We start from the raw sequence: 16,350 nt of genomic DNA on the forward strand, positions 1-16,350 counted from the left end.
GCCTGCGCCTGCGTTGCAGTCGCTGTATCCTGCGCGGATGCCGCAGCAACGGTCGATATCAGGGCGGTTGCGCTGGCCGTGGCAAGGATCGTGAAATCGCGTCGCCGTGTTACCGATCTGATGTCCTCGATAGGAGAAATCCTCATGAGGACGCCATATCTCGGATTGGCCTTCAACTTGGTGCTGAGCGCCATTGTCATGTATCTGGTCATGTTTGCGATGATCGATACAAGCGCGGATTTCTACAATAACATCAACATGGTCTATATGACGTTGACGATGTTGGCGCCGATGGCCATGCTGATGCTCGCGACCATGGGACATATGTACCAACGACGGGCGCTCAATGCCGTACTTTATGTCGGCTTCATCGCTATCTTTATCGTTTCCCTAACATTCATCCGCGTCCAGCGCTATGTCGGCGACGAGCAATTCCTTCGGTCGATGATCCCCCATCATTCCGGCGCGATCCTGATGTGCCGCGAAGCAGCGATTGTCGATATACAGATCAGAGACCTCTGCGACCGAATCATCGTGGCGCAGCGCGCGGAGATCGATCAGATGAAGACAATGCTCCAGAGGGTCCACGGGACAGCAAGGTAGACGCTCACGCCGTGCCACTCCGCAGAAATGCTATCAGATCGTCTGGCGAGACCAGCACCGGATAGTCGGACCCGAATGGTTTCATGACGGCTCATGATGAGCATTCCAATAGTGCCAGAGCTTTCTCGTAGCGGTCACGGCGTTCGGCGTCGCCGTCGGCCGAACTTGCTCGTAGATTGTCGCGCAAATCTGCAAGCTTGACCGGTAGTGCTAGAGCATTGCTAGCGGCACGCCTGACGAAGTCAAAGTAGTCTTCGTTCCGCCGGCGGGTCATGCAATCGACCGCACCGATCACCTCATCCTGAAAACCTTGGACAACGAGGTCGCCAAGGGTCAGATCGCTCTTTTCGACAACGTCATGAAGCACGCCGACGATCCGGCTCAATTCGTCATCCTGCGCCAGCATGACGCGCAAGGGATGCAAGATGTAGGGATCGCCATTCTTGTCCAACTGGCCCTCGTGGATTCTAGCTGCAAGGCAGATGGCGGTATCCAGCTTCGACATGATGCTCTCCCGGCAAATTGAAGACTCAACGGCGCAATGGCGATTCCAGTTCCGACAATTTCACGCCTTCTCCCCGCCGGGAACCGACCGAAATGTCGCGAATTGGATGTTTGTCGGCGAGCATATCGCCTCCCCAATCGTTGTCTGAATACACCAAAACTCCGGCCCGATCGTGATCGCCCTCGACGGAACCAGTCGGCATCGCGGCGGTTTGCCTACGTCCCGACAAGAACAGCTGACCAGTCGGCCATGCGGGGTAAGCTCGGCAAGTGGCTTCCACTGGAAGGGACAACAACCACAGAATGATCCAAATGGAGGCTCCCATGCTGATCAACGGAAAACAGGTCGACCTGAACGAACCGGCGACGTTCTACGAAAACCGCTTCAATCACGGTACTTTCTTTCCCTACCTCTCGCAAGCGATCCGCCATGCCGTTGCCGTCCCATCTGCAAGGCAACAACAGGCAGCGAGCATAGTCACACAATCTGGAGAACAGTTTGGCTGGGCCGAAATCAGCCTGTTGAACGACCATCTTCGACATGCTCCGGCAGAGCATTCGACCCCTCGGCGTGCCTAGAGCACCAGCGCTGCTAGCACCAGATAGAGGGCGGCGAAGGAAACCGATAATACGACGAGCATGACGGCATATTGCCGGACGGTTTTCGCGAGACCTCGCTGAACGTTGTGGTCCTTCATCCGTTTGAGTTCCTTCTGCGTCAGGGTCAATCTCGCAGGAGCTTTTCCGTTCCAAAGGACCACACCATTGTCGGGCCCATGGGAACTGTCGGGACGTTCGCGGGTTGAGCCCCACATCGCGCAAAGCTCTGAGTGAAGGAGAACAGCCGTGCTATCGCTACACTCGAGGATCGTTCCGTTCGACGGGACGGTGACAATCATTTTCTCGGATGCAATCATCGCGTCCAGCACCCAAGCCAAGATGCTCTGCGTCAATGGGGAAGGCGATGTCTTCTACGTCCCGTTCGAAGATATCTATTTCGACTTCCTGACGGCCATGGAGCGAACAGTCTACCGTGTCGGCTGGGGTGCAGCTCACTTCTGGCGTGTGTCAGCCTGTGGCGCCGCCGCACAGGACTTCATGTGGGCCTACTTGGATCCTGAACCTGGGGTGGAATTGCTAGCCAACCACGGTGCCTTCAACCCAGAACTTGCTCGGATAGAGGCGATATCGGCGAGGCCACAGCCCACGCCCGCCGACATGCCTATATGATGTGAAGGATTGTCATCATGAACGCCCCAAGAAGCCGCGTGCTCACCTCAGCGCCAGCGCTGCCCACCGATGACGAACTCGTCCTCCATCTCGTCGAGACGAGCGACCTGTCGCCCTTGCAGGCTCAGGAGCTGGTTCGCCGATATGGCCATGACAAGGCAAGGCTGGAGGAACTGGCAAAGACTTGGAAGGCCGAAAGCTGATTTCGGCAGAGCAATTGTTGTCGCGAAAAATCAAGGAACCTCCTCCGAAGTCAGTTGTTACCCACCCATGTCCAGCAATGGAGACCGACATGATGTTGCGACTTTCGAGCACTGCACTGTTACTGGCGCTCACAACTTCGGGACTGTACGCCCAGACGCTCGTCCTTGAGCCAGCCCAGCAGACCATCGTGCGCGAGTATGTCATCGCGCACCCCGTTCAACCTGTTCAACCCCCGCCGGATTTCCAGATCGCCGTGGGTGCTGTCATCCCTGACGTGGTAGAGATTACGCCTCTGGATGCCCCTGATCTTGGCGCGAGCTACAGCTATGTCGTCATCGACAACCAAACCGTGCTGGTAGACCCAGGTACGCGCAAGATCGTTCAAATCATCCAATAACAGACGGAGATAGGGCCCATCCATGTCTGGCTGGGCCCTATATCGTGGGTGCCCAAGCAAATCCTACTCAACAACCGAAGCATTCTCAGCGCCCGGCCCTATCTGCGTGCCGTGCCAGCCACCTAGCTGTTTTGGTCTCGTCTGGCTCCATCCATGCGCTGCCTCTGTTCCGTACAGAACCAAGCTGAGACTGCAGCTTCCCGGCAGCCCAGGCTTCAACTACGCCTGGGTGGATGTAGCCCTTCCGGCATACGGTTCGGGTATTGCCGAGATGATGTGCTACCTGATCGATCACCTCATTGCAGGCAAGCACTGCTGCCCGTTTGGCTTCTGGAAGAGGTCGTTCGGCAAAGAGCGCCAAAGCCCGAACGGTTCCTCCCCAGGTTCGAAAATCCTTCGATGAAAACTGTTCGCCGGCCGCCTCTCGGATGTAATCATTGACCTCGTCGGAACTGACAGCTGTTCGTGTGCCGCCTTCTTCCTCGACGTATTGAAACAGGCTTTGGCCCGGCAATTCCTGAATTTGCTTGACGACCCGGGCGATTCGTCTGTCGCTCAACCTCACCAGCCATTCCTTGCCCGACTTGCCCTTGAATGCGAATTTGAGTTTCTCTCCCTCAATCTCGACATGGCGCGTGCGGAGTGTCGTCAGTCCGAAGCTCCCATTGTCACGGGCATAAGTGGCGTTGCCGATCCGGATCATCGCGTTGTCCAGTAGCCAGACGACCGCGGCGAGGACCTTGTCACGCGGAAGGCCGCGTTTTCCCAGATCTCTGTGAACGCGTCGTCTCAAACGTGGCAGAGCCTTGGCGAAATCGCCGAGGCTGGCAAACTTTGCCTGATCACGGGTCTCTGACCATTTAGGATGATATCTGTATTGCTTGCGACCACGCAGATCGCGGCCTGTGGCCTGTATGTGACCTGTCGAATCCCGACAAATCCACACGTCGGTCCAGGCCGGCGGGATCGCTATGGCATCGATTCGATCGATATCGCCGGCATTTGTCAGCCTTTGTCCGTTGGCGGTCACGTAGCGGAAATGCTTGCCGGAGCGGCGACGTGCAAGGCCAAGCTCTCCGTCATTCACGTATCGCAACGAGGCGGCAGTCGCCGTGATCTTCGGGAGTTGGCGATGATTGTCCACTGTCGTAAATGACCTCACGGCCGGCATTCGCCGGCCGCCCTATCCTCATTTTCTGCGGCACCCTCTAGGCAGCCCGAGCCGACGGTGGGGTCTTGTTGATCGCAGTTACTGCCAGGCTTGTCAGCTTGTTGTTCGTCGCCTTTTCCTGGTCGAGAATCTCACTGAGAAGGGTGTGCGCCTCTTCGTGGCCGAGGTCCTTGGCCCACTCGCGCAGCGAACCGTATCGCGATATTTCATAGTGCTCGACGGCCTGGCAGGCGGCCAGCAGCCCAGCATCGAGCGCTGTGCCCGAGGCTTCCTTCATCAATCCGTCGGCCTCCTTGATCAGGCCCTCGACCGCATCGCACTTCGTGCCCGTCGCCTTTTTGCCGATGGATTTGAAGACCTGCTCGAGCTTCTTGATTTGCCCCTTGGTCTCTTCAAGGTGGTCCTCTGCCGCCTTCTTCAGCTTGGCATCATTGGCGGCGTTGGCCACTTTTGGTAGCGCTTTGGTGATCGCATTCTCGGCGAAGTACATGTCCTCAAGCGTGTGCTCGAAAATCTCAGCCAGAGTCTTCATCTGTGGGATCCTCCTGCCGGAATTGGCAGGTAGGGAATGGATCAAAGGAGAGATGGTTCCCCAGCCAAAGCCAACCAATATCTGAACCTTCAGCCCGCCGCCGCGTTCAATATGGCTGCGGATCGTGTCAACCGGGACCGACGGCAAGATGAACAGGAGGTCTTTTTCCCGGTTTCTCCTCCTGGCCAACGAACAGGCAGACGAGCATCTACCCCGTCCGATCCGTAGCGCTTTTTTTCCGAGCCCCGGAACGACCGAGGCTCCCACGGCGTTCGAAAAACACAACCAAGGGGAAGTCGTATGTTGCGTTTCGTTGCCTTACTGCTCTTCGGCTACTGTAGCTATCGCATCGGCCGTGAGTTCATTGACAGCATACCGGACGATTTCGAGCTCGTTGCCGAACCGCGGGGCCTCCTGGCTTCGCCGGAGCGACAAAGACACGATGCTCACATGGCGCGGAAGGATCGGATAGCGCGAAGGAAGCGCGCTGCCCACAGCTGATACTGTCGATCACAATTTCCGTCGCCTGCAACCCGAGCCTACCGAACGTCATTTCGATAGCAAGGTGCATGGGAGGCTTCAATGAACAGCCAACATACGTTCCATACCATTCCTTGCAGGCAAGGCTGGCGCGTCAAGGAGGGCGGAGAAATCCTTTCTACTCATCCCACGCAGAAGGAGGGATGGGACGCAGCGGTCAAGGCAAGCCGTTTGACCCTCGCTCAAGGCAAGCGATGCAGGGCAATCCTTCATCGTCTGGACGGTTCCATCCGCGAGGAGCGCGTGTACGGCCGAACTCTTCCGTGACAGGGCCCTCAGATGTCGGCCTGTCGCCTCGCGATCACAATCACGCCTTGCCTGGAACGGATCGCCGTCTGAGGTGTTTGTCGAACTTACCGACAAAGGAGGCAGACATGCCGCGCGGCGACAAAGACAAATACACCGACAAACAGAAACGCAAGGCCGAGCATATCGAGGATAGCTACACGGACCGTGGTGTGTCCGAAGACGAGGCCGAAAGGCGGGCGTGGGCGACGGTCAACAAAGATTCCGGCGGCGGCAACAAGTCGGGATCGGGCCGCGGAAAGCCAGATACCAATGTGTCCGCAAAGAAAGGTGGTCAATTGGGGGGAGAGGCATCTGGCCGACGCTCGGCGGCCGCCCGCTCGGCTTCGGCCAAGAAGGCCGCCGCTACCAGAAAGCGCCGAGAGGCCCATTGAACGTCTGGAGGTAGGCCATGTCGGCGCGATCCGAAGCGACGAAGCAACAAACGATCCAACGGAAAGTTCAATCGGACGACAAATCGAAGATGGAGATCGAGGCTCCGCCGATGCAAGCCGGGGCACGGCTCTACCCGGTTCCTCCATTCCCGAAACAACAACTGTCTAAACCGGGCCATGAAAGCCTGGTGGAACCTGCTCCCCTCTACGACGCTCCTTACTACAAGGGCTCGGAGAAGCTGGCCGGCAAGGTGGCGCTCATCACCGGGGGGGATTCCGGCATTGGGCGAGCCGTAGCTGTTCTCTTCGCTCGCGAGGGCGCCGATGTCGCTATCAGCTATCTGAGTGAGCACCAGGATGCAGAGCGCACCAGGCAGGAAGTGGAGGCCGAGGGGCAAAAGTGCTTGCTGCTACCCGGCAACATCGCCGACAGAGACGTGTCGCGCAAGGCGGTCAGGGAAACCGTCAGGGAGCTCGGCCGGCTCGACATTCTCGTCAACAACGCCGCGTTCCAGATTCATTCCAGTGACTTCGCCGACCTGACCGAAGAGCATTTCGACACGACGATCAAGACCAACCTATACGGCTATTTCCACATGAGCCAGGCGGCGATCGAACACATGCCGCCGGGTTCGGCGATCATCAACACAGGGTCGGTGACAGGTATTCGCGGCAGCAAGGAACTTGTCGACTATTCAATGACGAAGGGTGGCATACATGCCTTTACCAGGGCGCTTGCCGCCAACTTGGTGGACAAGGGCATCCGGGTAAATGCCGTGGCACCGGGACCGGTCTGGACACCGCTCAATCCGTCCGACAAGGAGCCTCAGGATGTCTCGACCTTCGGGGCGAAAACACCGATGAAGCGGCCCGCGCAGCCCGAAGAGATCGCGCCCGCATATGTGTTCCTCGCATCACCCCACTGTTCCAGCTACATCAGCGGGGAGATCCTGCCGGTTATTGGCGGATACTGAAGCCACATGGGATCGAATGGGGCTTCCAGCCGTTTGCCGAAGGCGAGATGTGACGGAGGGTCCGATCATGATCAAACATCATAGCGACAAGCCTGGCGAGGCAGTTGCGCTCATCGACCGCTAAAGGGAAATCTAAGCTGGACGCAATTGCCCCTTGAAGGAACAAACCGCCAGTTGAGTGCTCTTACCTGGTGCCGGCGACCGCGGTGCCGATTTCCTTCAGGATGCGGAAACGCGCTTCAGAGGGAGATTTCTTTCACGAGCGGTCTCAGCAAGATCCTGCTCCAAGGCTGAAGGCCCATCGAGTTGGTGGGCTTACCGATGGGCCTTCATCACGAGGGGCGACCGAGAGACCAGCCCCCAGGATATCGCAACGCGGGTTGCGGGTTTTCGTTCCCGAGAAGACGCTGCATTGCTGCGGCCTTCGTCGGAACCCAACGGTTAATGCCGAGTTACGGTCTGAAGGAGGCGATCAGTCGGAGGTCGTCGGAGATGCGACATGACCGTCGAAGAAGTTCTTTACATCATGGTTATCTTGGCCGCCCTGGGTTCTATCATCTGGCAGATGAGCTGAAAAACCGGGGAGCGCTTGACATGCAGGCTGTATCTTGCCGTAGGTGCCGCCGGCGGGCTTTTTTTGCCGACTGACTTCTAGGCAAACGATCAGCGGAACAAGCACCGAGCTATGCCAAGCTTGTTCCCGTATAGCGGCTCCGCACGGCATGTGCGATCGCGTCGCGACTCTCCCCCGGCTCCAGTTTCTCGTTGCGTTCGATTGCGCGTGCCTCGGCGGCGAGTTCCTTGTCCTTGACCTGATCGCGGAACCATTTCGAATAATCCCCGCTCCTGAGGTGGTGTTCCCAGGTCGCGTCGTCGATACCTTCGGCGATATGCAGGAACATCATCAGGTTCTGGGCTTTCAATCGGAGCGCACCATCGAGACCGCGGAAATAGAAGCTGCTGTCTCCAAGGTCGCCTTCTGCATACTTGCGTTTGTGCCGCGTTCTGGCCTGTTTGGGCCTGTCTACCTTGATCTTCCGCACCGGCTGTTCGGTGGCGCGATTCCAGAACAGGATTTCTTGCTGAGCTGGTTCGTCCGACCACTTTGGAGGATCGATGCCGACAGCCTCGGAATATGTTGCAAGGATCTGGCTGGCATCCGCCCCAAGCGCCATGACCGTTTCAACTTTTTGCAGCACGTCCCTCGAGATCAGATTGGGATGCACTGTCACCAGTACGGTTGCCGGAAGGTCCTTGGGCAAGGCAAAGGAGTTTCCAACTCGCGCCGCCGGCATAAGATGATGCGCCTCATCGATTACGAGCCAGTGTGGGCGACCCTTTCGCGCCCTGAGTGAGCCAAGCTCCGGAAGAAGCTTGGCGAAATAGTCAGGCCTCTCGTCGGTTTTCAGGCCGAGCATGTTGACAGCAACGTTGGTCGCAGGATTATCGAGCAGGTCCATGACCTCGCGAATGCTAGGTGGCGCATCAGCGTCGCCCACAACCACGACATTGTCGAGATGACTGTAATCGCCTTCGGGATCGAGTACGCAGAATTGGTAGCCCTTCTCGACGAAGCGCTCCGTCAACAATGTGGCCAACGTAGACTTGCCGATGCCGGATGTTCCTGAAATCAGGCTGCCGCCGCCATAGGGTGAAATCACAGCCGGCACCCCGGCTCGATCGGCACCGACGTGTATCCGCTGCCTCGAGGAGGCCATGAGCTCGGCATCCTTTTCGAGGATCTTGGCGGCGAGTTCAGCAACACCCGCCCCCCGCGCTGCTCGTGTCGTGGCATCCGCTGTTTCCTTTAGCGTTGGCAAGGCATTGGCGACAGCGACACCGTAACCGACAGCTTTCAAGAAGGCGTGGTCGTTCTCCGCATCTCCGACCCCGACGACATTATGCGGGGAAAGGCCAAGTTCCTTTAGCGCAGCGGCAAGGCCGCTGGCCTTGTTCACTCCACTGGGCAGCACCATCACCGCGCCTTTGTTGAAGATGATCTTGAGCTCGAGGCCAAGCTTACGGATTTCGTCCAGGACGATGGCCTCGTTTGGGACCAGGGTGGCAACGATGGTCTGCCCGACATATAGCGGTACGACCCCTCTTTTTCGCAGCCTGGAGACGAATGCCGCCGATGGCGCTGGAGCCAACGACCGCGCCTTACGGGTTGCCGGGTCGTAGAGCAAAGCCCCGTTCTCGGCAACAATCCTGTCGAAAATCTCGTGCTCGGGAAAGACGCGTTGCAAATCGGGCAGCTCCCGCCCGGTTACGAGCAGCAGCTTGCGCCCGGATTCCTTCAGTTTGCCCATAGCCTCAAGCGTATCTGCAGACACGCAGCCATGATCGGCAAGGGTTTCGTCATAGTCGGTGGCCAGTGCCAACGCATACATCGGATCACATACTCGTTTCAGGATGTGGGTTAACCACCCAGCCACCTGTTCGTTCCCTGCCCTCCGCGTGGAAACTCCATGGAAAAATCTGGAACCATCGCCGTTCGGAGGGATTTTCCCAAGGGCGGCGTGTGAATGAACGACGACAGGAAAACCAATGAAAATTGCCCAGGTTGCGCCGCTCTACGAGAGCGTGCCACCCCGGCTATACGGCGGAACGGAACGGATCATCAGCTACCTGAGCGATGGCCTCGTTGATCTCGGACATCAGGTGACGCTTTTTGCCAGCGCCGAATCCGAGACGCGTGCCGAGTTGGTGGCGACGCGAGATTGCGCCTTGCGCCTCGATCCCTCGTTCCCGGTTTCGGCAATTGCGGCGCACCTGTCTGCGCTGCATGAAGTCCGCCGCCGCGCTGGGGACTTCGACATCATCCACTTCCATCTCAGCCATTATCTCCACTTCCCGTTCTTTGAGGACATGGCATGGAAGACGGTCACCACTCCGCATGGTCGTCTCGACTATCGGGATCTTCCAAGCGCCTACAAGCACTGGCCCCGGTTCCCATTGATCTCCATCTCTGACCGACAGCGTTATCCTCTCGCTGACGCGAACTGGCTCGCCACGGTCCAGCATGGTCTGCCATCACGAGCACCGGGCTCTGTCGAATGGGCCGGCTCAGGCAAGTACCTGGCGTTTCTGGGGCGGCTGTCGCGCGATAAGCGTCCTGATCGGGCTATCGAGATCGCGATCCGAAGTGGTTATCCGCTCAAGATCGCGGCAAAAGTCGGCGATGACGACCGAAGCTTCTTTCGAGACAAGATTGAGCCGCTGATCGACGGCTCCAGCGTGGAGTTCGTCGGGGAGATCGATGAAAGCCAGAAGGACGAATTCCTGGGCAACGCCACAGCTCTGCTGTTCCCGATAGACTGGCCGGAACCCTTTGGATTGGCCGTCATCGAAGCCATGTCGGTGGGTACGCCAGTTGTCGCCTGGGACAATGGCGCGATGCCGGAGATCGTGGACGAGAACCTCACCGGAGCTATAGTCGATAGCATCGAAGCCGCCGTGGAAGCGGTTCATCGTGTTGCCAAACTGGACCGTTCGGCGGTTCGTGCCACTTTCCAGCGCCGCTTCACGGCCGAACGCATGGCGCGAGACTATGCCAACGCATACGCGCAACTCCTCGCCCTGCATGACCGATCCGGGAATTGAAAATATGGCCCAGCTCGACGAACGCCATCTCGACCCAGCGGTAGCCCTTGCCACCCTCGACGATACGCCCCCGAGGGCTCCACATCGACAGTTTGCCTTGAAAGACGGAGACTGCTTCGTCGTCACTAACGATCGTGGCGATATCCAAGGCCGCGGCGACGGCTTCTTTCGGGACGATACGCGCGTTCTGTCCCTGTTTCGCTTGACGGTCGCAGGCCGCGAGCCCTCGCTTCTGGGTGCATCCCTCAGCCAGGACAACATCGTTTTCACGGCAAATCTGACCAACATGCCGATGGATCACGTATCCCAGGGCGTAATCCACATCGAGCGCTCGCGTCTGCTTTGGCAGGATCGGATGTATGAACGCATCCGGTTGTGGAACTATGGCGACAGAGACATGCAGATGCCCCTGTCGCTCGAATTCGATGCCGATTTTCGTGACATGTTCGAAGTCCGCGGCAGCACGAGATCAAAGCGCGGCAAGACATTTGCAAGCGAGACATCAGCTGGCCACGTGCTGCTCAAATATCAAGGCCTGGACACTCTGGTTCGTCAGTCGGTGATCGCGTTCTCCGAGCAACCGATCCAGTTGAGTGCCGGAAGCGCCGAGTTTCGCATCTCTCTCCCTCGCCACGACGGCTTTTCCCTGTTCATCGAAGTCGGCGCCAGTATGGTCGAACGTCCGAGCCGCGAACGCTATCGGTCGGCTGCGGCACATGCTCGATGGCGGACGCGTGCCAAGCGCCGGCATGGCGCGACACTCCACAGCTCGGGCCGGGTCTTCAATGACTGGATGTCTCGTGCTCGCGCCGACATCGCGTTGTTGACGACCGAGCTGCCGACAGGTCCCTACCCTTACGCGGGCATCCCCTGGTTCTCGACCGCATTCGGCCGGGACGGTGTCATCTCGGCCCTGCAGATGCTGTGGCTCAATCCGGGCTTGGCCAAGGGTGTTCTTGCATTCCTCGCCCAGCATCAGGCCACCGAGACGCTGGCGTTCAGCGACTCCCAGCCCGGAAAGATCATGCATGAAACCCGCAAGGGCGAGATGGCGGTCCTGCGGGAGCTGCCGTTCGGCCGCTATTATGGTGGCGTGGACACCACTCCACTCTACATCTACCTCGCGAGCGCCTATGCGAAGCGTACAGGCGACATGGCCTTCATTGAGCAGCTCTGGCCATCACTTCGGGCGGCGGCCGGCTGGATGGATGCCATGCAGGCACAGCATCCCAAAGGTCTCGTTGCCTACAAGAGAGCCTCCGAGACCGGACTGTCCAACCAGGGATGGAAGGACAGTTCCGATGCGATCTTCCACGCCGATGGCAGTATTCCCAAGGGACCGATCGCGCTGGTGGAGGTCCAGGGATATGTCTTTGCAGCCTATCGCGGCCTGGCCCAGTTGGCCGCCCGGCGTGGAGAAAGCGATCTGGCGAAGAACTGGGACGACAACGCCGAGCGAATGCGTGCCTCCGTCGAGCGCGTCTTCTGGATGGAAGACCGCGGCTACTATGCCATAGCCATTGATGGCGAGGGCCATCCCTGCAAGGTGCGTGCCTCCAATGCCGGGCACCTGCTCTACGTCGGTCTGCCGTCAAAGGACCGTGCTCGGCAGCTGTCCGAGACCCTGCAGACAGCGGCGTTCCAAACCGGGTGGGGCGTTCGAACGCTCGCAGACGACGAGATCCCATTCAATCCGATGTCCTATCACAATGGTTCGATATGGCCGCATGACACCGCGATCTGCGGCGCGGGCATGGCGCAATACGGTGAACGCGACAGCGTGGTCAGACTGATGAGCGGTACCTTCGAGTCCGCCGTGCATTTCAACATGCGGCTGCCGGAACTGTTCTGCGGATTCACGCGGTCACCTGGCGAAGCACCGGTCGCCTATCCCGTCGCGTGCCTTCCCCAGGCATGGTCTTCGGGCTCGGCATTCATGCTCATGCAGGCGTGTCTGGGTCTGGAAGTCGACGGCTTCGAAAGCGAAATCCGGGTAAGCCGTCCAAGATTGCCAATCGGCATAGATACTCTGACCATTCGACGATTGAGAGTCGGCAATGTCGAAGTGGACGTGCATTTCCAGCGCGTTGGCGACCGCGTTGCGTGCTTCCTCGATGCCAGGGACGAAGGACGAGCGCCTCTCGTCGTCCGCAGTTGATCAAATCCACCTCCAGGGAGGAACTGATCCTCCGGGGATGAGTTGAGGTTCGGGTCAGGCACATGGTCGGCCCGAACTTCCTTTCATCCACTGAGGGCCAGCGGGCATGACCGACACAGCATTCTTGACCCTGGCCGGACTTGCCGCCGTGACGCTCCTGGTGTCGGCGGTCGCCTTGTGGTTTTCCGTTTCAGCCATGCGTCGCGCGCCGGCATCAAAGCATGTGCCGCCGTTGCCGGAACAACCCCTCAACGCTCAACTGCTTCCGGAGTTTGAGCAGAACAGCCGTCCGTCCGAGACCCCGCACATCACCTGGTCGCCCGAGATGATGCGGCAGGTAATCGCCCGCGACCTACCGGAGGCAGAGATCATCCTCGTCTCGAACAGGGAACCCTACATTCACGACCTTAGGGATGGTGAGGTCGAGATGCTGGTTCCGGCCAGTGGGCTGGTGTCTGCCCTGGAGCCTGTCATGCGGGCCTGTGCTGGCACCTGGATCGCCCACGGTGGCGGCAGTGCTGATCATCTGGTCGTCGACGAGCATGACCGCATCGACGTTCCTCCAGGGAGACCTGCCTACACTCTCAGCCGTGTCTGGCTCAGTGAGGAAGAACAGAATGGCTATTATCTGGGTTTCGCCAACGATGGACTTTGGCCGCTCTGCCACATTGCCTTTACCAGACCTGTGTTCCGGGCCAGCGACTGGGAGGCATACAAGGCAGTGAACCAGAAGTTCGCAGATCGCGTCGTCAAGGAAGCACGTACCTCTGACCCCGTCGTCCTGGTCCAGGATTATCACTTCGCGCTCTTGCCCCGGATGGTGCGCGAGAAACTTCCCGATGCCACCATCATCACCTTCTGGCACATCCCTTGGCCGAATTCGGAAGTGTTCAGCATCTGTCCCTGGCGCGAACAGATCCTCGACGGACTGCTCGGCAGCTCGGTCGTCGGGTTCCATATCCAATTCCACTGCAACAACTTCACCGAGAGCGTCGACCGCTTCCTGGAAAGCCGCATTGAACGCGAGCATTCATCGATATCGTATGGCGCTCAGACGACGCTGGTTCACCCCTATCCGATCTCGATCGAGTGGCCTCCCACAGTCCTTGAAAACCAGCCGTCAGTTCAGGATTGCCGCGACAGGCTAACTGATCGCTTCAATCTTCCGGCAGGCACGAGGCTGCTGGTCGGTGTGGAGCGACTGGATTACACCAAGGGCATCATCGATCGATTCCTAGCACTGGAGCAGCTATTCCTTCGGCACCCGGAATGGCTTGGCAAACTGGTTTTCGTCCAGATTGCAGCTCCGAGCCGGGGGACCCTGCCTGCCTACAAGCACTTGCACGACGAGTGCCGTGCCTTTGTCGAGGCGTTCAACGAACGGTTCGGGCACCAGCAATACCAGCCGATCCTGCTGCTCGACCAACACCACAACCAGGGCGACATCTACAGTGCCTATCGCGCTGCTGACGCGTGCGTCGTCAGCAGCCTCCATGACGGGATGAACCTTGTAGCCAAGGAATTCGTCGCCTCGCGGGATGATGAGCAAGGTGTGCTGATCCTCAGCACGTTCGCCGGCGCATCGCGCGAGTTGCTCGATGCCCTGATCGTCAATCCATTCGATCCCACGGCGATGGGCGACGCGATGCTGCGGGCCATCACCATGTCTGCGGACGAACAGCGCGACCGAATGATCCGCCTGCGCGATGTCGTCCGCACCAATAACGTCTATCGCTGGGCTGGCACCATGCTTCAGGACGCAGCGCGACTGCGTCTGCGTCAACGCGCTATGGATGCCGACGGGGGAAGCATGACCGCCACGCCCTCCAACAAGCTGACCCCGGCGCTCCTGCAAAGGCTTTTCCGCAAACCCAAGAGCTTGCGCCAGACATTGGAGCGGCGGAACTACCCAAGGGCATCAGCGGCGCGGCGAGGTGCCTCTAAGCCATCTGCTGGACCACAAGGGTCAACACCCCATCCTCGGTAACGCCGGCAGCAACCACCTGGCTTGGATCGAGCCCGATGGACGCAAGCGTTATGACTGCTTGCCTCGTTTCCCCGATGATACCCTGCATCTTCTTCAGATCGCCGGCCGCAGTTTCATTGACGATCGTCTCCACCTCCTGTTTGACGGGCGGATTCAACGTCTCGAATGGGATGACGATCACGTCGCTATACACCTTGTCCGGGTCAAGCTGCGGAGATGCAAGGTCCGGCGGAATTGTCTGCGGAAGTGTTTCCTGAGCGATGGCCAAGCCACAGAACATGCCTGCAGCCAGGAAGAATGGAAGCAAGACCTTCATCATACTGGCCTCCTCTACACGCCCGGTCCTCTCACGGGCTCTCAAAGGGTGTCTTCTCGAACCCATCGCAGAGCAGATGGTTCCAACAGTCATTACAAGGCAAAAAGATCAGCATCTCGATCCTCGCGCCCTATGATGGACGAACAGACGATCTCGGCGGCAAGACGAGAGTATGTGATCCCGTTCCCTCCGTATCCCATGATCGCGAATACTCTTGGTCGACGTGGCACTGCCCCGATGTACGGCAGGCCAGTCTCGGTCGTCCCGAACGAACCCGTCCAAGCGAACTCTGGCGTTGCATCGAGTTGCGGCAAGAGTCGCTTCAATTTCCGCGACAGATTGCGAGATTTCGCAGCAATCAGGGAATCCCTCCTTTTCTCGTCGGTGAAGTCCTCATCCTCACCGCCGCAGATGACTCTCCCGTCCGGAAGAGCACGCAGGTAGAGATATGGATCCGAGGCTTCCCAGATCATGACTTCGTTTGGCCAGATAGAGCGCTTCTGCCGAGAAGTGGCTATCGCCCATGTTGAGATGATCCGGTGACCAGCCGGCCCTTGAATCCCCTTCATAAGTTCGTAGCCAGTCGCGACCACGGCATGGGATGCAGCTATCGTCGGGCCAGCTTTAGTTGAGACGACCACCTCGCCACCATTCGATACGATTCCGACAGCTTCGACCGGACTGTAAAGTCTTGCGCCGCGTCCATGCGCCCGGTTCAGCAGACCAGCAGTTAGTTTGCGAGGGTCAAGCGTCAGGGCTTCATGGCTTAAGATCGCTCCCTTTCTAACAAGCCCAAACTGCTCGTGAAGGTCAGCCATCGACAGGTAGGTCGAGTGCACGCCGCAATGGCAACGGGCGGCCACCTCCTCTCGAAGGTCATCTGGAGACAGAATGTCTCCAGCGAGATAAAGGGATTGTCGAAACTGCAGCCGACAATCCAGGCTGAGTTCCTTGATCCTCGCCTGCAGGTTCATCAATGCAGACCTTGACCTAATCCAGGCGCGCTGCGCGTTGTCTCGGCCTATGCGACGTGCCAATAGTGTCAGCGGCTGGTCGATCTCGTACATTACAAGTGCCGTCGTCGCAGCCGTAGATCCGGCGATCGGACCGCGGCGATCAATGCACGCAACTGCCAAGCCGCTGTCAGTCAGCGCATCAGCCGCCATTGCTCCACTGATGCCCATGCCGACGATCACTACATCGACCCTGATGTCGCTGTTCAGTTGGTCAGTGGAAATGGCAGGTAGGCGATAGGCCGACCAGACCGAACGTCCCGTCCTTAGATCCAATTGGCGCGCCAAATGCGATGCCCCCGACAAACACGGCTGGTTGTAGGCAACGCCTCCATACCGTCATTGTTCCCCCGTCCTTGGCTGCAAGGATCATTACCCGCGCGGCTGGCGGCGCGCAGATGTTAGTTCATCTGGACTCGGCGAGCGGTTCGAGTCGCG

Annotated in this window: 18 protein-coding genes; 11 read left to right on the forward strand and 7 right to left on the reverse strand. The window is 58.7% G+C overall.

What is annotated here, in order from left to right; translation table 11 throughout:
• Positions 1-603 (forward strand): DUF305 domain-containing protein (locus NDO48_RS23765; RefSeq protein WP_267322473.1); only part of this gene is annotated, 603 nt, incomplete at its 5' end.
• A 91-nt stretch (positions 604-694) separates the two neighbouring features.
• Here NDO48_RS23765 and NDO48_RS23770 read toward each other — a convergent pair.
• Positions 695-1,108 (reverse strand): GTP pyrophosphokinase, encoded by a 414-nt coding sequence (locus NDO48_RS23770; RefSeq protein ID WP_267322474.1) that lies wholly within the window; start codon positions 1,106-1,108, stop codon positions 695-697.
• 323 nt (positions 1,109-1,431) lie between these two features.
• On the opposite strand from NDO48_RS23770, the gene NDO48_RS23775 reads away from it, so the two are divergent.
• Positions 1,432-1,686: a hypothetical protein gene (locus tag NDO48_RS23775; protein WP_267322475.1), complete on the forward strand. Its 255-nt coding sequence runs from the start codon at positions 1,432-1,434 to the stop codon at positions 1,684-1,686.
• Here NDO48_RS23775 and NDO48_RS23780 read toward each other — a convergent pair.
• Complete coding sequence (locus NDO48_RS23780) at positions 1,683-1,805, reverse strand: hypothetical protein (RefSeq protein WP_267322476.1); 123 nt, start codon at positions 1,803-1,805, stop codon at positions 1,683-1,685. The genes NDO48_RS23775 and NDO48_RS23780 overlap by 4 nt on opposite strands.
• 148 nt (positions 1,806-1,953) lie before the next feature.
• Between NDO48_RS23780 and NDO48_RS23785 the strand changes: the two genes are divergently transcribed.
• The 3 genes from NDO48_RS23785 to NDO48_RS23795 all read left to right on the forward strand — a co-directional run bounded on the left by NDO48_RS23785 (position 1,954) and on the right by NDO48_RS23795 (position 2,938).
• The gene (locus NDO48_RS23785; protein WP_267322477.1) at positions 1,954-2,337 is read left to right on the forward strand and encodes a DUF427 domain-containing protein; all 384 of its coding nucleotides are present in this window, start codon (positions 1,954-1,956) and stop codon (positions 2,335-2,337) included.
• Positions 2,338-2,354: 17 nt separating this feature from the next.
• Positions 2,355-2,540, forward strand: a complete 186-nt coding sequence (locus NDO48_RS23790; RefSeq protein ID WP_018431143.1) for a hypothetical protein — start codon at positions 2,355-2,357, stop codon at positions 2,538-2,540.
• Positions 2,541-2,629: 89 nt separating this feature from the next.
• Positions 2,630-2,938, forward strand: coding sequence for a DUF1236 domain-containing protein (locus tag NDO48_RS23795; protein WP_026227843.1), 309 nt, complete (start codon positions 2,630-2,632; stop codon positions 2,936-2,938).
• Between the two features lie 85 nt (positions 2,939-3,023).
• On the opposite strand, the gene NDO48_RS23800 is transcribed toward NDO48_RS23795, so the two are convergent.
• On the reverse strand, positions 3,024-4,082 hold the full coding sequence (locus NDO48_RS23800) for a DNA topoisomerase IB (protein ID WP_416377217.1): 1,059 nt from the start codon (positions 4,080-4,082) through the stop codon (positions 3,024-3,026).
• A 64-nt stretch (positions 4,083-4,146) separates the two neighbouring features.
• The gene (locus tag NDO48_RS23805; RefSeq protein WP_267322531.1) at positions 4,147-4,641 is read right to left on the reverse strand and encodes a ferritin-like domain-containing protein; all 495 of its coding nucleotides are present in this window, start codon (positions 4,639-4,641) and stop codon (positions 4,147-4,149) included.
• A gap of 582 nt (positions 4,642-5,223) precedes the next feature.
• Between NDO48_RS23805 and NDO48_RS23810 the strand changes: the two genes are divergently transcribed.
• From NDO48_RS23810 to NDO48_RS23820, 3 genes are all read left to right on the forward strand, one after another.
• A complete protein-coding gene (locus NDO48_RS23810) occupies positions 5,224-5,448 on the forward strand; it encodes a DUF2188 domain-containing protein (protein WP_081623595.1) in 225 nt (74 codons plus the stop codon).
• Between the two features lie 107 nt (positions 5,449-5,555).
• Entirely contained in the window at positions 5,556-5,861 is a 306-nt protein-coding gene (locus tag NDO48_RS23815) for a plasmid stabilization protein (protein WP_267322479.1), read from the forward strand.
• Positions 5,862-5,878: 17 nt separating this feature from the next.
• Positions 5,879-6,835, forward strand: a complete 957-nt coding sequence (locus NDO48_RS23820; protein ID WP_267322480.1) for an SDR family oxidoreductase — start codon at positions 5,879-5,881, stop codon at positions 6,833-6,835.
• Positions 6,836-7,518: 683 nt separating this feature from the next.
• Here the strand turns inward: NDO48_RS23820 and NDO48_RS23825 are convergent.
• Complete coding sequence (locus NDO48_RS23825) at positions 7,519-9,225, reverse strand: HAD-IIB family hydrolase (RefSeq protein WP_267322481.1); 1,707 nt, start codon at positions 9,223-9,225, stop codon at positions 7,519-7,521.
• 157 nt (positions 9,226-9,382) lie between these two features.
• Here NDO48_RS23825 and NDO48_RS23830 point away from each other — a divergent pair, with 157 nt between their 5' ends.
• The 3 genes from NDO48_RS23830 (at position 9,383) to NDO48_RS23840 (ending at position 14,583) form a co-directional block, all read left to right on the forward strand.
• Positions 9,383-10,438 (forward strand): glycosyltransferase family 4 protein, encoded by a 1,056-nt coding sequence (locus NDO48_RS23830; RefSeq protein WP_267322482.1) that lies wholly within the window; start codon positions 9,383-9,385, stop codon positions 10,436-10,438.
• A gap of 4 nt (positions 10,439-10,442) precedes the next feature.
• The gene (locus NDO48_RS23835; RefSeq protein ID WP_267322483.1) at positions 10,443-12,596 is read left to right on the forward strand and encodes an amylo-alpha-1,6-glucosidase; all 2,154 of its coding nucleotides are present in this window, start codon (positions 10,443-10,445) and stop codon (positions 12,594-12,596) included.
• 106 nt (positions 12,597-12,702) lie between these two features.
• On the forward strand, positions 12,703-14,583 hold the full coding sequence (locus NDO48_RS23840; RefSeq protein WP_267322484.1) for an alpha,alpha-trehalose-phosphate synthase (UDP-forming): 1,881 nt from the start codon (positions 12,703-12,705) through the stop codon (positions 14,581-14,583).
• On the opposite strand, the gene NDO48_RS23845 is transcribed toward NDO48_RS23840, so the two are convergent.
• Together NDO48_RS23845 and NDO48_RS23850 are read right to left on the reverse strand one after the other, a co-directional pair.
• A complete protein-coding gene (locus tag NDO48_RS23845; protein WP_267322485.1) occupies positions 14,537-14,902 on the reverse strand; it encodes a hypothetical protein in 366 nt (121 codons plus the stop codon). The two genes, NDO48_RS23840 and NDO48_RS23845, sit on opposite strands and share 47 nt — an antisense overlap.
• An 89-nt stretch (positions 14,903-14,991) precedes the next feature.
• Positions 14,992-16,200, reverse strand: coding sequence for an NAD(P)/FAD-dependent oxidoreductase (locus NDO48_RS23850; RefSeq protein WP_018431155.1), 1,209 nt, complete (start codon positions 16,198-16,200; stop codon positions 14,992-14,994).
• Positions 16,201-16,350 lie beyond the last annotated feature (150 nt).

The organism is Aminobacter sp. MET-1 (assembly GCF_026521175.1).
GTDB lineage: Bacteria > Pseudomonadota > Alphaproteobacteria > Rhizobiales > Rhizobiaceae > Aminobacter.

What these genes read in the sequence shown, in the direction of transcription:
- NDO48_RS23795 (WP_026227843.1), top strand. Translation starts at nt 2,630, where the DNA reads ATGATGTTGCGACTTTCGAGCACTGCACTGTTACTGGCGCTCACAACT.
- NDO48_RS23835 (WP_267322483.1), top strand. Translation starts at nt 10,443, where the DNA reads ATGGCCCAGCTCGACGAACGCCATCTCGACCCAGCGGTAGCCCTTGCC.
- NDO48_RS23775 (WP_267322475.1), top strand. Translation starts at nt 1,432, where the DNA reads ATGCTGATCAACGGAAAACAGGTCGACCTGAACGAACCGGCGACGTTC.
- NDO48_RS23840 (WP_267322484.1), top strand. Translation starts at nt 12,703, where the DNA reads ATGACCGACACAGCATTCTTGACCCTGGCCGGACTTGCCGCCGTGACG.
- NDO48_RS23830 (WP_267322482.1), top strand. Translation starts at nt 9,383, where the DNA reads ATGAAAATTGCCCAGGTTGCGCCGCTCTACGAGAGCGTGCCACCCCGG.
- NDO48_RS23815 (WP_267322479.1), top strand. Translation starts at nt 5,556, where the DNA reads ATGCCGCGCGGCGACAAAGACAAATACACCGACAAACAGAAACGCAAG.
- NDO48_RS23770 (WP_267322474.1), bottom strand. Translation starts at nt 1,108, where the DNA reads ATGTCGAAGCTGGATACCGCCATCTGCCTTGCAGCTAGAATCCACGAG.
- NDO48_RS23780 (WP_267322476.1), bottom strand. Translation starts at nt 1,805, where the DNA reads ATGAAGGACCACAACGTTCAGCGAGGTCTCGCGAAAACCGTCCGGCAA.
- NDO48_RS23845 (WP_267322485.1), bottom strand. Translation starts at nt 14,902, where the DNA reads ATGATGAAGGTCTTGCTTCCATTCTTCCTGGCTGCAGGCATGTTCTGT.
- NDO48_RS23810 (WP_081623595.1), top strand. Translation starts at nt 5,224, where the DNA reads ATGAACAGCCAACATACGTTCCATACCATTCCTTGCAGGCAAGGCTGG.
- NDO48_RS23790 (WP_018431143.1), top strand. Translation starts at nt 2,355, where the DNA reads ATGAACGCCCCAAGAAGCCGCGTGCTCACCTCAGCGCCAGCGCTGCCC.
- NDO48_RS23805 (WP_267322531.1), bottom strand. Translation starts at nt 4,641, where the DNA reads ATGAAGACTCTGGCTGAGATTTTCGAGCACACGCTTGAGGACATGTAC.
- NDO48_RS23825 (WP_267322481.1), bottom strand. Translation starts at nt 9,225, where the DNA reads ATGTATGCGTTGGCACTGGCCACCGACTATGACGAAACCCTTGCCGAT.
- NDO48_RS23820 (WP_267322480.1), top strand. Translation starts at nt 5,879, where the DNA reads ATGTCGGCGCGATCCGAAGCGACGAAGCAACAAACGATCCAACGGAAA.